At 48.4% G+C, this 14,578-nt stretch carries 9 protein-coding genes; 5 read left to right on the top strand and 4 right to left on the bottom strand.

The window, feature by feature from the left end:
- Nucleotides 1-206 precede the first annotated feature (206 nt).
- Together LG200_RS06090 and LG200_RS06085 are read left to right on the top strand one after the other, a co-directional pair.
- Nucleotides 207-617 carry a hypothetical protein gene (locus tag LG200_RS06090; protein WP_226756686.1) on the top strand — a complete coding sequence of 137 codons (411 nt, stop codon included), beginning with the start codon at nt 207-209 and terminating at the stop codon, nt 615-617.
- Between the two features lie 406 nt (nt 618-1,023).
- On the top strand, nt 1,024-1,521 hold the full coding sequence (locus LG200_RS06085) for a DUF2059 domain-containing protein (RefSeq protein ID WP_226756685.1): 498 nt from the start codon (nt 1,024-1,026) through the stop codon (nt 1,519-1,521).
- Between the two features lie 41 nt (nt 1,522-1,562).
- On the opposite strand, the gene LG200_RS06080 is transcribed toward LG200_RS06085, so the two are convergent.
- Nucleotides 1,563-2,504: a hypothetical protein gene (locus tag LG200_RS06080; protein WP_226756684.1), complete on the bottom strand. Its 942-nt coding sequence runs from the start codon at nt 2,502-2,504 to the stop codon at nt 1,563-1,565.
- An 84-nt stretch (nt 2,505-2,588) separates the two neighbouring features.
- The gene (locus tag LG200_RS06075; protein ID WP_226756683.1) at nt 2,589-3,095 is read right to left on the bottom strand and encodes a hypothetical protein; all 507 of its coding nucleotides are present in this window, start codon (nt 3,093-3,095) and stop codon (nt 2,589-2,591) included.
- 194 nt (nt 3,096-3,289) lie between these two features.
- Here LG200_RS06075 and LG200_RS06070 point away from each other — a divergent pair, with 194 nt between their 5' ends.
- Nucleotides 3,290-5,023 carry an EAL domain-containing protein gene (locus tag LG200_RS06070; protein WP_226756682.1) on the top strand — a complete coding sequence of 578 codons (1,734 nt, stop codon included), beginning with the start codon at nt 3,290-3,292 and terminating at the stop codon, nt 5,021-5,023.
- Between the two features lie 45 nt (nt 5,024-5,068).
- Complete coding sequence (locus LG200_RS06065) at nt 5,069-9,955, top strand: autotransporter domain-containing protein (RefSeq protein ID WP_226756681.1); 4,887 nt, start codon at nt 5,069-5,071, stop codon at nt 9,953-9,955.
- A 66-nt stretch (nt 9,956-10,021) separates the two neighbouring features.
- Here the strand turns inward: LG200_RS06065 and LG200_RS06060 are convergent, their stop codons facing one another.
- Both LG200_RS06060 and LG200_RS06055 read right to left on the bottom strand, forming a co-directional pair.
- A complete protein-coding gene (locus LG200_RS06060; RefSeq protein ID WP_226756680.1) occupies nt 10,022-11,215 on the bottom strand; it encodes a pyridoxal phosphate-dependent aminotransferase in 1,194 nt (397 codons plus the stop codon).
- A 134-nt stretch (nt 11,216-11,349) separates the two neighbouring features.
- Nucleotides 11,350-12,360 (bottom strand): trypsin-like peptidase domain-containing protein, encoded by a 1,011-nt coding sequence (locus LG200_RS06055; protein ID WP_226756679.1) that lies wholly within the window; start codon nt 12,358-12,360, stop codon nt 11,350-11,352.
- Nucleotides 12,361-12,476: 116 nt separating this feature from the next.
- Here LG200_RS06055 and uvrB point away from each other — a divergent pair, with 116 nt between their 5' ends.
- Nucleotides 12,477-14,519, top strand: a complete 2,043-nt coding sequence (uvrB, locus tag LG200_RS06050) for an excinuclease ABC subunit UvrB (protein ID WP_226756678.1) — start codon at nt 12,477-12,479, stop codon at nt 14,517-14,519.
- The last annotated feature ends 59 nt before the right edge of the window (nt 14,520-14,578 follow it).

The following is a 14,578-nucleotide window of genomic DNA, read 5'->3' as shown; positions in this document are numbered from 1 at the left end:
GAAACTTAAAATCTCTCGGCTTATGGCCGTGCCGGTTCGATTCCGGCCCCGGGCACCATTTAATCGGACTTCCAGTTCGGTTAAATTACTTCTCTCTGATTCGACAGTGTTTTTTTGTGCTATTGGAAATGAATCGGTAAGTCGAGACGGCGGCTTCACTTCATTAATCTTCTGACTCTATTCAATGTTCGATATAGAATAGATAAGTGAAATCAATTTTTGTTGTTCTGGTGATTGTGTTGGTAGGCTGTTCCAGCGCTCCCATTAATTTTGCCTCCAGTAATCCTGTGCCACGGGACAGGGTATATGCGAGTTACCCCAAGTTCTTTACTGGGGCGTATGTCACCGTGCGGCGGGATCCTGCACCTTCCGGAATAGGATTGGGCTGTGAAAACGAGATATATATCGACAATATCCGTTCATACACTATTCTGCCTTCTGAATATGTGACCTTCTTCCTGACTGAAGGAAAACATGTCATCAGGGTTGATACGGGGCGAGGCTCTTGCCAGGGAAGGCCGGGATCTGAGGAAATCACGATATCAAATGGTATTTCTCAGGAGTATAAATTGATTAGCCCTCCCGGCGAACCCCTGCGGCTATTCAGGGTAATGTAGCAATATACGCCTTCTTTGTCGCTAGAAATTAAGTGCCAAGTTTTCTCTTCATTGATTCCTTCCCCCATTCCTTGTCGGCCTGATTGGGAATAATCAAACGTTAGCTTAGCTATTTCATTGAGAGTAGTCGGCGATATCCAGGCAATTTTCTGAAATTAGCTAAGCAACATTTTTTTATAAAAATAAAAATTTAAATTCAATATGTTATTTGCCAATATTGATGTTTATTATTAAAGTGGTGGCCAATGTAATTCTTGAATATTTGAAGGTATTCGAAACATAAATTCTTGGCGTCCTTTTTATTTTATAAAGAAATTCCCATTAAAATGAAAAAAATGATAATTTGTGCTTGATATACTGTTTTATACAAAATCAGTTTACTCATTTAATAATTAAGGAGAATTAAATGCTCAAGGTATTTTTTGCGATCTGTATATTTGCTTTTGTTGGTAACGCTAACGCAGCAACTCCTTCAGATGAGTTGATTTTGAAATTCATGGGAGTTTCCAATGTCAGGGCAACCTTGGATGGAATGAGAGCAAATGCTGATAACGCCCTGAAGAACAATATGCTGCAATCGCTCGGTTATCCGCAGCTTAACGAAAAACAGAAGAAAATTGCAGAGGAGGCTGGAGATAAGGCGGTTAAAATCCAGCAAGAAAATTTATCATATGAAGCAATCGTTAAGTTGATCTTGCCCCTTTATCGCCGCACATTCACCCAGGAAGAGTTGGAAGCTGCCATCAGGTTCTATAGCTCGCCTGAGGGCAAGTCAATCAATCAGAAGATGCCGCTATTGGCAAATGATTCAATGAAGCTGACTGGTGAGGTAAACCAGAGGGTCATTCCTCAATATCAGAAAATCGCTTTAGAGGCAGCAGAGCTCATTAAGCAGGCCAAGTAATATTGCGCTTGAGACAGGCAACTCAAGGGTAAGGTTGTTAGCTATTGCTTAATTTTTGACTGGCTTTTTGACCGATCGTCATCCGCATTCTGTAATTGGTGCTGCTCAATGTTGGTGGCATGTTCCATTCCGAGTGCTTCTGGTTTTTGCATCAGAATTGAATCAATGGCTTGATGGGATGATGCATCGGGCAACATGAGGGAGGAGAGTGGTAACGAAATGCTCTTGAGGGGAGCCGGGTTGCTGGTACGTAGATCCAGTAGCACAGGCAAGCGAATGATTCCGGAGTGGGCTATTGCAAAAAATGCAATAACCAATGTCAGCAACAGAATAATGAATTGCATGCGTGCGCTGTCACGATGCCTTCGGTTTTCCTCCTGGAAGTCGCTCAGGCTTTTCCAGGCCAGCCCGGCAACTTTATAAGCATTATGACCTGACTCTTCAAGGTCTTTTGTCTCAACCAGCGAGGCCAGCTGGTATTTGATTTTTTGTGCATGCCAGTTTCGATCATTCTGTGAGAAGTATAAAAATCCATACATCTCTGCCATGAGTTCATGCAATGTGAATGGCGCATTCGAAATAGCTTTGTGTGCCACGATAAACTTGAGGAGTTCGTAACGCTCTCTGGCTTCTGCTGGGCGACGGTTGAAAATTGCGGTGATGAAGTAATACTTGAGATTGGCCACCCAACGAAAAAGTGGGGTAATAATGAAAGGTAGCTCCAATAATAGTTTGGATAATGACGCATACCTGCGGAATTTACTGATTCCCGCCACTGAATATTTGTACTCAACTACAATATTGTTATAGGCAAAGCGCTCTATGGGGCTGGCGATCACATTTCTGGACAATGCCCCTTCAGGACTGACAAACTGCCCGTAGACATTGCTGTGATCAACTGACAGGATCTTTTGTGCACCATATTGTGAGGTGGTAACAACAATGTTGAATTTATGATCCCGCTTGCCAAGGATCATAATCATGAGAAGCCAGAGGTTGAGTTTCATCTTAATTGATTGTCTTATTTCCTACGAGATATTCTACTTTTTTGTGAAAAGCGTGAAAAATTATTTAATTTGAGCAAAAGCATGCAGCCTTCCCAATTTGACTGAAATCGTCAGAAGATGGATAAAGTCTTCCTTTGATAGTGGTTCTGTAGCATTCGGATCGTTTGGATTGTTGCTGGTCATTTCAACTAATATGTTATAGCAATCAGCAACATAATCGACTTGTCTAGAAACCAGGGATGAGGTGAACATGGTGCCATAGATCGACTGGCATGCGTCCAGGCAAGTGTTGAATAGCTCCTTGTTAATTGCTGGCGGAGTTTTTTCGCTTTCTTTTGAATGATCATTCGCCAGAGTTTCTATCGGCAATGAATCATTGTCGGATACCCACCACTCTTTCGGGATACCAGTGACATTAATCAGCAATTGAAGATTGGCCCCCCGGGGCATTCTGTCGTGCTTGATCCATTCATGCACGGTTTGAACCGGTAAGCCATTTTTTTCGGCCCAGGATTTTGCTGATTGACCGCCAATTACCCTGAGCAACTTCTTTGAAATCCCGTTCATCCGATTTATATTAAAAACTCGGATCTATTTGAGGCGTTGGATTTTATATAAAAGTGCTTGATTTTAAATTGAAAAGCCAATTTATACTCCATTGTTATTATCGAAATGCAATAATTTGACCTATTGACATCCTAATTCGGATGTTTTTTAATGATTCATCTTCATTAGGTTTGGATGTTTAACAACAAGTCGCCATGAAAGATGAAAAAAATTTAACAACTAAAGATTGGCATCGTGCAGATATCATTGCGGCTGTACGCAAAACGCAGACAAACCTCCAAGAGTTGTCCAGGCGTTATGGTCTTTCACGTACAACTTTAAGCAATGCCCTCTATAGTCCTTGCCCTCGCTATGAACGTCTGATAGCCGAGCACCTTGGTCTTGCTCCACAAATCATATGGCCGAGCCGTTACCACCTAGATGGCACACCCAAGAGTGGAAGAGGTGAGCGCAATTTTGGCCGGCCTTCGAGACATAAGGTCAATGTTAGCATTGCCAGTAAATCGCGCAATCAATATCAAATGGCACCATCTCAATTATTCTCGGGACCAGGGCCGGGGAATGACACTTCATTTGACCATGAATCCAATCAACTTTACGACCTTGTCACTGGCTTGCCAAGAAAAGTTCTTTTTGTAGAGCATCTTACTCAATTTGTTTCCTATGCCAAAAGGCATCCTTTGAGAAAGGTTGCCGTGCTGGTTCTCCGACTTGACCGTTTTGAGCATACCGCAGAAATGCTGGGCGGCGTGCATGCGAATACTCTGCTAAATGAGATTGCTGTTCGCCTTAATGATCGTATGCCTGTGGCTCATCTTGAGCGAGATGAATTTGCTGTATTGCGGACTAGCTATGATGATGTCGATGCTGGTGTTTGCAAGGCTGCGGACGAGATCAGAGATGTTTTTTCCAAGCCTTTCCAGGTTGATAGTGGCGAGGTGATTTTGTCTTGCAGTATTGGTGTTTCTGTCTATCCGTGGCATGGGGAGGAGAGCCGAGAGTTGCTTTGCAATGCTGCTTTCGCTTTGTCTTTGCGACGTGGCCATAACAGCAATGGTATCTACGTATATTCAGAGCAGGCCATTGGCAGCGAGAGAGAGCGGATATTTCTTGAGGCTGCCTTGCATAGAGCTCTGGAGCGCAATGAGCTCAGTGTGTATTTCCAGCCCCAAATTGACGTCAGGCAGGGAAAGATTGTCGGAGCGGAAACTTTATTAAGGTGGTATCACCCGGAAAAAGGCTTTGTTCCGCCAGACCGCTTCATTCCCATTGCCGAAGAAAGCGGCCTGATTTTACCCATTGGAGTATGGACGCTGCGCCAGGCTTGCAAGCGTTTTTGTGTATGGACTGCACAAGGCCTGAAGCTTGAGCGCCTCTCCGTCAATATTTCAGCCAGGCAATTCCGTGAAAAGCATTTCCCTTCCATCGTCAACGGAATCCTGCGTGAAACAGGGGTTCCGGCTGACTGCCTGGAGTTGGAAATTACGGAAAGCCTGCTCTTGGAAGATATTGATGAGGTCATTTGCATCATGATGGAGCTGAGACAGCTTGGTGTGCATATTTCGCTTGACGACTTCGGTACCGGATACTCCAATCTTTGCTACATCAACCGTCTGCCAATTGACTCCATCAAAATTGATAAGTCCTTCATCCGAGACATTACCTCGGACCAAAACAGTGCGGCAATAGCGGATGGCATTTTGTCCATAGCTCATCGACTGGGGCTGAGAGTAATCGCTGAGGGGGTGGAAACCGAAGCCCAATTAAATGTGTTGCTAAAGAGCGGTTGCTATTTGGTGCAGGGCTTTTATTTCCACAAGCCTATGCCTGAAGATGTTTTTACCCAGACGCTTCACAATCCCCCTGTTTCCCAACTTTATCACCCCTCACAAAAGCTGCCGTCTCAAATAGATAGGCCATTTCAATAGTTTCACTACAAGAGTTTTTCATCAATAAAAATAGGGGAGATTTGGATGAACCGTGCTTACAAAACCATATGGAGTGCCGTGAGACAGATGTATCAAGTGGTGCCTGAGTCTGCCCGAGGTAGCAGCAGGTCGGCATTGAACATCAAAGTTCTCGTAGCATTGGCTGGAGTGGCGATGATGAGCGAGGATGTATTGGCCGAATCCATTGTGTATACGCCGTATGCAGTCGATATGAACCCTGCAAGTTGGGTTAAAGATAGGGGAGGTAGCCCAGGGCTGCAGCTTGTTGAATGGCAGGGGCGCGATGCACTGAAACTGGAGATAAATCCTCCGGCCATGCCTGATTCCTTCAATAACTGGCAAGGCTATTCTCAAAGAACACTCGTGCCAGCAGGGGCCTCATTTTTGCGTGGTGATCTGTGGATAGAGGCTGATTGGCAAAGTGGGACTGCCACGGACTATATCAATACAGGTTTGTGGGGGAGCGCCATGCCCGAGTCGGTTGTGGTTGAGGATAACTATATTAATAGTGAAGCAGCATTTCCTATTATTCATTTTAACAACCAGGATGGAAGCGGCCATTTGCAGGTGTGGGATGATGGAAGTTGGATTGATCTTGCCGAGACAGCCGGCCTTGTCAAATATGATGGCTGGAATAGTATGGATATGAGGTTGCTGCCCGAACAAAATAAGGTTGAGTACTACTTCAACGGGGCGCTTGTCTATTCATGGAATCCGCCTGCAACAGCAAGTGGCGAGCCATCACAATTCTGGGCAATGTATCTTAAGGCCAGAAATAACGGCGAGACGGTATTTGATAGTTACTGGTCTCGCCTACTTGCTGGGAAAATACATACCAATGGAGAGGTTATTGGGGACATAACCGGGGATCTCATGATTGAGGCTGGGGCCACTGCCAAGGTGCAAGCAGGAGCCACAATCTCTGGCAGCTTGCTTGCCGAAGGAGTGGACGGGCGCGCTGCAGCAGATTTTGCTGGTAGCGTGACCATCACTGGCAGCCTTATTGGCAGCAATGCAACTTACACCTTCACCGATCCTGATCAGTTGGCTGTTATTCATGGCAATGTCGAACTGGAGAATGGTTCGACTGCTGTTGGTGGTACCAAGGCCCGGCCCATTCTTGTTGGTGGCAATATCCGTTTGGCCGAGGCATCGCTTGGAGGCAGCTGGCAAGTGACTAACGGTTTTCTGGAAGCGGTCGACAATGCTGCTGCATTGCTTATTGACAGCCAGTTCAGCGGGACGGTCAATGGGATTGCAGGTGCAGTGGTAAAGTCTGATGCCAGCAGCATTGTGATGCATGGTGGCTCAGTGACTAATGCGGGTACAGGTAATGCCGTAACTGCCATTTCCGAAGGTACATATGATGGCGAGGGAGTTGAGTTGCATGCCTTGGGCAATGGTGGAGCCGGCATCGTCGCCAATACTGGCGGGCAGGCCAATCTCAATGACAGTGAGATATTCACTCAGGGACAGGCTGGGCATGGAATTGTCTCCGATGGGGTCGGTAGCCTGGCCAAGGCCACAGGCTCCAGTATCACGGTAGCAGGCAGCAAAGCATATGGAGTCCATGCAAGCAATGGGGGGCAGGTTGTGCTGGAGAGTGTATTGGTGAACCAAACCAATACTGATGCATATGGAAGAGGGCTGAATGCAACGGGCACAGGTTCCGGTATCACGGTGGGCAATACAGTCATTAATGTCAACGGGACTGGCACTAACGGCAGTGATGCAGCGGTGGGGGTCGCAGCGTCGCAGGGTGCCAGAATTACTTTGGATGGCGGCGATATTTTGATGACAGGGGAAGATCGCACTTACGGAATACGCTCAGACCAAGGGGGCAATGTAACCACCAACGGCACCAACATTTCCACCGAAGGTGTCAATTCCCATGGGTTATTGGCTTGGGCTGCCACCAGTGGCAGTTTTGCCAGCCTGGAGACTACGATCAATATTCACGGCGGTACGGTAACCACTGCAGGACAAAATTCTTATGGCTTGTTCGCTCAAAACCAGGGAGCCCTTGTTCATGCGAGCGAGGTACAGGTCATTACCAGTGGCGGAATTGGTCGAGGCCTCTATGCTTACAATGGAGGCATGCTTGATATTGCTGATGGGTTGATCCGTACTTCAGGTAACGATGCGGTTGCTGTTCAAGCCAGCGGAGCGCAATCCCTAATCAATACCAGTGACTTGACAGTCGAAACCACTGGTGAAAGGGCATTTGGTATTTCTGCTGGGTGGTTCGATGGTATTGGCGGCAAGGTGGTATTCGAGCAGGGAAGTATTTCGACATTTGGTCAGGACGCACATGGAGCTTCAGCCATGTTGGATGGAGAGGTGCAACTACACAATTCCATGTTAATTGTTCATGGGGAGAATGCGGCAGCTGCTTTTTCCACAGCTGGGGGTCAGCTTGAAATAACCTCTTCATCCATCACATCGCAGCAGGGTGCGGGAATTTACCTATTGAATAATGCCGGTGTGATCTTGAGCGATACGGACGTGAATGCTCATGGAGCTTCCATACTATCTGATTTGACTGAGGCAGGTCAGATCCAGAATATCTTGATTGGAACGGGAACAAGCCTGACTCGGAATAACGGTGTTCTGCTTCAGGTTAATCGTAATGAGGATGGTATGGATGGTACCATCAACCTCACTTTGGCTAGCGGTTCGGTATCTCGTGGGGATGTGGTTGATCTCGATGGGCTGGAGTCGGGCCGTAGTGGCCAAACCAATCTGACTATTGGTACAGGGGCACAATGGATAGGCGTTGTACGAGGTCTTAATGATTTGATTGCTAGTGATGGAGCTATCTTGATTGATACCGATGGCGGCCATATAGACGGCAATATCAGTGGCGGCGAGGCGGCCACGATTGCTTTTATAAATGGCGCGGATATTGGTGGAGGTGTCATCGCCGGTACCGGATCTATGGTGCGCTTTGATGGGTTTACCAGCATTGCCGAGACAGTGGCGAGTCAGGGTGCCAGTTTTGTCTTTGGTGGCGAAACCAGCATAGGCAGCAATGTGAGTGCCGAATCTCATGCGCAATTGGAGTTCAATGGGGTGACTACTACCGTGGGCGGCGGTGTTTCTGCAAGTCAAGGTACTACTTTGCTGTTTAACAGTAGTAGTACCAATATCATCGGTGACGTTAATCTGAGTAGCCAGTCCATCTTGAATATTACAGGTGATGCCACTATCGGCGGCGCTGTCAATGCTAATGGCAGCTCACTTTCTTTTACTGGAGCTACGAGGTTGGATAACGGATTAACCGCCACGAACTCTCTCATTCTATTCAGCCGTAGTGAGGCCACAAATATCCTTGGCGATGTTAGCCTTGGTCAAGGGGCGATCACCCATGGTGGCACAATCGCAACCCCCATTTTGGTCGATGGCAATGCCGTGGTGAGTGATAGTGCGCTACTGGGTGGCAATTTTATCTTTAGCGGGGTATTGAGCGGCAATGGCACCATCGGGCCTGGTAACTCGGTTGGTACACAGGCCTACGGATCGGTTGCTGGGTTCAGCGGCACGTACGTTGCGGAGGTCAACCTGTCAGGCCAGTCTGACCTTGTACATATCACAGATACGGGCGTTTCCAATCTTGGTGGTATCAATCTGGAGGTTACTCAGGAAAACGGCAATGGAGGTTATCTGCTTAACCATCGTTATACCATATTGACCACCGATGGCAGCTTGGGAACGCCATTCGGTTCCAGTGCCTGGACTGGTGGAGGCTTGGTTGGTCTTGATACGATTTATAACGCTGACAGTGTTGAGGTCAGCTTGTTCATTGATCAGGATGCAGTCAGTAGTGTGCAATCCAGCTTGACGCGCAACCAGCGTGCTGTACTGGGAGGAGCTTTGTTGGCTGCTGGCAGCAATCGTATTATTGATGCTGCATTGCAGCATCAGGATAGCGCTGCTGCGCTGGATCAGCTTTCGGGGGAAATTCACGCCTCAGTGCGCAATCTCATGACGGAGGATAGTCGTTTTGTACGCAATGCGGCGATTGATCGCGTGCGCCAGGCATTCGGTTCTGTGGCGGCAGCCGACAATGGAAGCACAGTGGAAAATGAGCGCTACACAACTTGGACCCAGGCCATAGGCCAATGGGGACACGATGATGGTAACCGTGATGCGGCAAGCATAAGTCGCCGTGTTGGCGGACTGTTGTTTGGAGCGGATGCCAAAATAGGAGAATATTGGCGAGCTGGCGCATTGGCTGGCTATGCCAATGGTAGCTATGATGCAGATGGCAGGCATTCATCCGCAAGCGTGCGCAGCTACCATATAGGTGCTTATGGCGGCACCGAGTGGAATAATGTCGGCCTCCGACTAGGTGTCGCTCATAGCTGGCATGATATCGATACTAGACGGAACGTGGTGTTTCCTGGCCTGGCAGTCAATAGCAAGGCCGGTTACGAGGGCCGTAGTGCTCAGGTTTTTGCCGAAATGGGCTATCGAGTGGATGCTGGTCGCCTGTCTTTAGAGCCATTTGCTTCTTTAGCCTATGTCAACCTCCATACCGATGGCTTCCATGAAAAAGAGGGGGCTGGCCTGCACGGGATTAGTCAGCGTAGTGATACGACATTCACAACCCTTGGTTTACGTGGAGCGCATTATCTTGGCAAAAGCGACACCAGTACCGCGATCTTGAGAGGATCTTTAGGCTGGCGTCGAGCAAGCGGTGATATTGATGGGCGTACTCAGCTTGCTTTCAATGGGGGCGAATCATTTGGTATCGCTGGAGTACCGATCCGCCGGGATGCATTGATGCTGGATGCCGGGCTCGATATTTCAATGAGCGGAAGCCTGAGCCTGACTTTTTCTTACTTGGGGCAGTTGGCCAGACATTCCGATGACCATGGCTTGCGCGCTAGCCTAAGTTGGCAGTTCTAGCCGTATCAATTAATTACTGCGAAGTATAAAAAGCCTGCATCAGCAGGCTTTTTATGGCCGTATTGCTTAAGCAAGAGCCCGTGCAATACGATCCAGCGCGTTCTTAAGGTTGTCCATCGAGGTAGCAAATGAAATGCGGAAGTAACCTTCAGCGCCGAAAGCAGAACCTGGTACCACGGCAACACCTTCTTGTTCAAGCAGGTATTCAGAAAGGGCCAGGTCGGTGGTTTCCTTGATCTTGCCTGCTGCAAATAGGTTGTTGATGGCTTCGCGTGCATCGGGGAAAGCATAAAATGCGCCACCCGCCTTGATACATTTCAAACCCTTGATCTCATTGAAGCGATTCACGACAAATTCATGACGTTCACGGAAGGCTTCCAGCATGGGAGTAATGCATTCCTGTGGACCTTCAAGAGCTGCCTGGGCTGCTACTTGCGAGATGGAGGTTGGGTTGGACGTTGATTGCGATTGCAGTATCTCCATAGCCTTGATGATCTTGGAAGGGCCTGCAGCATAACCAATACGCCAGCCGGTCATGGAATAGGCCTTGGAAACGCCGTTCAGCACAATACATCGATCCTTGAGCTCAGGAGTGGCATTGAGGATATTGTAGAACTTGTCACCGGTGAGGTTGACGTGTTCATACATGTCATCGGTGGCTACCAGGATATGTGGGTACTTCTTGAGCACTTCACCCAGGGATTTCAGCTCTTCCAATGTATAAACCGCGCCCGTTGGATTGGATGGAGAATTGATCATGAACAACTTGGTTTTTGGCGTGATGGCCGCTTCCAGTTGTGCAGAAGTGAGTTTGAAGCCCTGTTCGATCCCACATTCAATAATCACGGGTTTTGCACCAGCTACTAGGGCAATATCTGCATAAGACACCCAGTAAGGCGCGGGAACGATCACCTCATCTCCGGGATTGAGTACCGCCAATGCCAGATTGAAGATGCATTGTTTGCCACCGACCCCAACAATGACTTCCTTGTCGGTATAGTCAAAACCATTTTCATTCTTGAATTTGGCGACAATGGCTTTTTTCAACCCTGGAATGCCCGCCACAGGCGTGTATTTGGTGAAGCCTTGGTCTATGGCTTTTTTTGCAGCGTCCTTGATATGCTGGGGGGTGTCAAAATCCGGCTCACCTGCACCCAAGCCGATAATGTCGCGGCCTTCGGCTTTCAGTTTTGCGGCACGAGCAGTGACTGCAAGAGTGGGTGATTCCTTGATGGATTGAACGCGCTGCGAGAGTTCCAAGATCAAAATCCTATGAGTGGTTATAGAGACTACGGCAAAACCCTAATTTTACTCATATTATTCTGCTTGCGAAATATGGCGGCACGCGATATTCACTGTAAGCAGGCATTTTTTTAGTATTGCCTGCCGTTTTTTCAACATGCTCCAGTGCAGGCAATGGCTTTACGGAATTCGGCTGCCAGATTTTCACTGATTTTACCCAGACTTTCTTCAATCTGATCGGCTGCTAATTTATCCCCATGCCGAGAGGCAATTATCCCCAAGCGAAAGAGAGCATCCGTATTGTATTCATCCAGTGCTATTGCACGCTTATAAGACTCTTCAGCCATATTAAGATGGCTGAGCTGTTCCTGGGCGTAGCCCAATTCATACCAGGCCTCGCTGCTATCGGATTCTACTTGGGTCCAGCGCGAGGCAATGTCTGCCATGGCCTGCCAGTCTTTCTTCAGTTCCGGAATGGCAATCAGCAGGAAATACAGCCTGGACTGTTCGCTTGCCTCCCAAAGTGCCTGTCCGGCTAAAGGGAATTGGGTTTCCGGTTCGCGTTGTTGCAGGAGGGTTAACCACTCGACAGGCATGGCATAGTAATAAGCCTGCCGACCGATAGTTTTAAAGGTATTGATGCCAATCAGCTTGCCATCCATGTCGTAAAGGCCACTGCCGCTGGCGCCAAGCGAGAATTTGGCAGAGCTGCGAATGATGTTTCCCTGATCCATGCTGTAAATAGATTTGATGCTGCCAACCGAGACCATAGGGGAGGCTACACCATTAGAGTGGCCGATGGATGTGACTTCCTGACCTTTTTTCAGGTGATTGCTTTCGCCAATTTGAACCGGCTTGAAAGGTAGCTCAGCCGTTTTTAATAGGCACAGGTCATGCCAGCGGTCAGCTTGTACGGACTCTACTTCGTAGACATCCTCGCCACGAGAAACCCACGGGCGGCCAGTTTCGCGGAAAATATGGCAATTGGTGAGCACCTTGTTGCTGGCCACTACAATGCCCGACCCATAGCCGAGGCCGCCGTCAGCACGGTATCCACGGACCATGACGGTAGAGAAAAAGGGTTCTATCATCTTTTGCCTGTCATAGGCCTCGGCAATGGGCTGAGATGCGAGCAAGCCTGCAATTACAATCAGATAGCGCATACCACCTCCGAGCATAATGACTAGGTTAAGATGGGAATTGACTCCAACTGGACGAGAGGTGCGCATAGATGATCCATGCCTGTTAAAATCCTTGTTCCACCCTATTGGTAATCGCTGTGATTGTCACTTTCCCAAATAGCAAATACAAGCTTTTTCAACCATTTCCGCCTGCCGGAGACCAGCCGGCTGCAATCGATAAGCTCACGGATGGCATCAACCAGGGTCTGAAGTTTCAGACCCTGCTGGGTGTTACTGGTTCCGGCAAGACATATACCATGGCCAATGTGATTGCACGGACAGGCCGTCCCGCTATTGTCATGGCGCCAAATAAGACGTTGGCGGCACAGTTGTATTCAGAGTTCAGGGAATTCTTCCCTGAAAATGCCGTGGAATATTTTGTGTCCTATTACGATTATTATCAGCCCGAGGCTTATGTGCCTTCGCGCGACCTTTTCATCGAAAAAGACTCCAGCATCAATGACCATATTGAGCAAATGCGACTGTCTGCGACCAAATCCCTGCTTGAGCGCGAAGACAGCATCATTGTGGCTACCGTGTCCGCGATCTATGGTATCGGCGACCCTGGCGAGTACCATGGCATGGTGTTACATATCCATCTGGGGATGAAAGTCACCCAACGCGATATCGTCAATAAGCTGATTGCCATGCAATATGATCGCAATGACTTCGACTTTTCCCGCGGAGCTTTCCGCGTGCGCGGAGATGTGCTGGATGTATTTCCTTCTGAAAATAGTGAAACCGCTGTGCGCATCAGCCTGTTCGATGATGAGATTGAAAGCATAACCCTGTTTGATCCACTGACTGGGCAGATATTCAATAAAATCCACAATTTCCGTATTTTTCCCTCAAGCCATTACGTCACGGCGCGCGAGGCGACCATACGCGCGATGGAGACCATCAAGCATGAGCTACGCGACCGTGTTGATTTCTTCATCAAGAACAACAAGCTGGTCGAGGCCCAGCGTATAGAGCAGCGCACACGGTTTGACCTGGAAATGCTCAATGAAATCGGTTTCTGCAAGGGGATCGAAAACTATAGCCGGCATCTTACCGGCCGTTCGGTCGGGGATGCACCGCCAACACTGATTGATTACCTGCCTGACAATGCGCTGATGATCATAGACGAGAGTCATGTGACAGTGCCCCAGATAGGTGGCATGTACAAGGGTGACCGAGCACGCAAGGAAAATCTGGTGGATTATGGATTCCGTCTCCCTTCGGCGCTGGATAACCGTCCCTTGCGGTTTGAAGAGTTCGAGCACATCATGCGCCAGTGTATTTTTGTCAGTGCAACGCCATCGGAATATGAAGCCACCCACCAGCAGCAGGTCGTAGAGCAGGTGGTCAGGCCAACCGGGTTGATTGATCCGGAAATCACAGTTAAACCGGCAGATACGCAGGTGGATGACTTATTGTCCGAAATCAAGCTCAGAGTGGCGGTGAATGAACGTGTCCTGGCTACCACACTGACCAAGCGAATGGCGGAAGATTTGACGGATTACCTGGCCGAGCATGGTGTCAAGGTCCGTTATCTGCATTCAGATATTGATACGGTGGAGCGGGTGGAAATTATCCGGGATTTGCGTCTGGGTGAGTTTGATGTACTGGTGGGCATCAATCTTCTTCGGGAGGGTCTGGATATTCCCGAGGTGTCGCTGGTAGCGGTATTGGATGCAGATAAAGAAGGCTTTTTGCGCTCCGAGCGCTCCCTGATCCAGACGGCCGGACGTGCAGCACGTAATCTCAATGGTACCGTAATTTTCTATGCCAACAGGATTACGCGTTCAATGAAGCTGGCGATGGATGAAACCCAGCGCCGCCGGCAGAAACAAATGGCTTTCAATACTGAACATGGCATTACTCCCAAAGGAGTGACTAAACGGATCAAGGATATTATCGAGGGTGTTTACGACAAGGAAGATGCCCAGCGTGAACGCAAGGCTGCCCAAGAGCAGGCAAGCTATGATGTCATGAGCGAAAAGCAGGTCTTGAAGGAAATGAAGCGCCTGGAAAAAGCCATGCATGACAGTGCAAAGAATCTGGAATTTGAAAAAGCAGGGGAGTTCAGAGATCAGCTCAAGAAGTTGAAAACCCTGTTTTATGGCGCTACCATGCCAGACGAATTACCCAGGGAGTAAAGGGCAGTCTGAGTCAATGTTCTGTCCAGCAGTAAAAGAAAAAGCCCTGACATGTCAGG

It is taken from the genome of Methylobacillus caricis, assembly GCF_020532705.1.
GTDB lineage: Bacteria > Pseudomonadota > Gammaproteobacteria > Burkholderiales > Methylophilaceae > Methylobacillus > Methylobacillus caricis.
The sequence above is the reverse complement of the archived record's forward strand: the minus strand, read 5'-3'. Positions and strand labels throughout refer to the sequence as shown.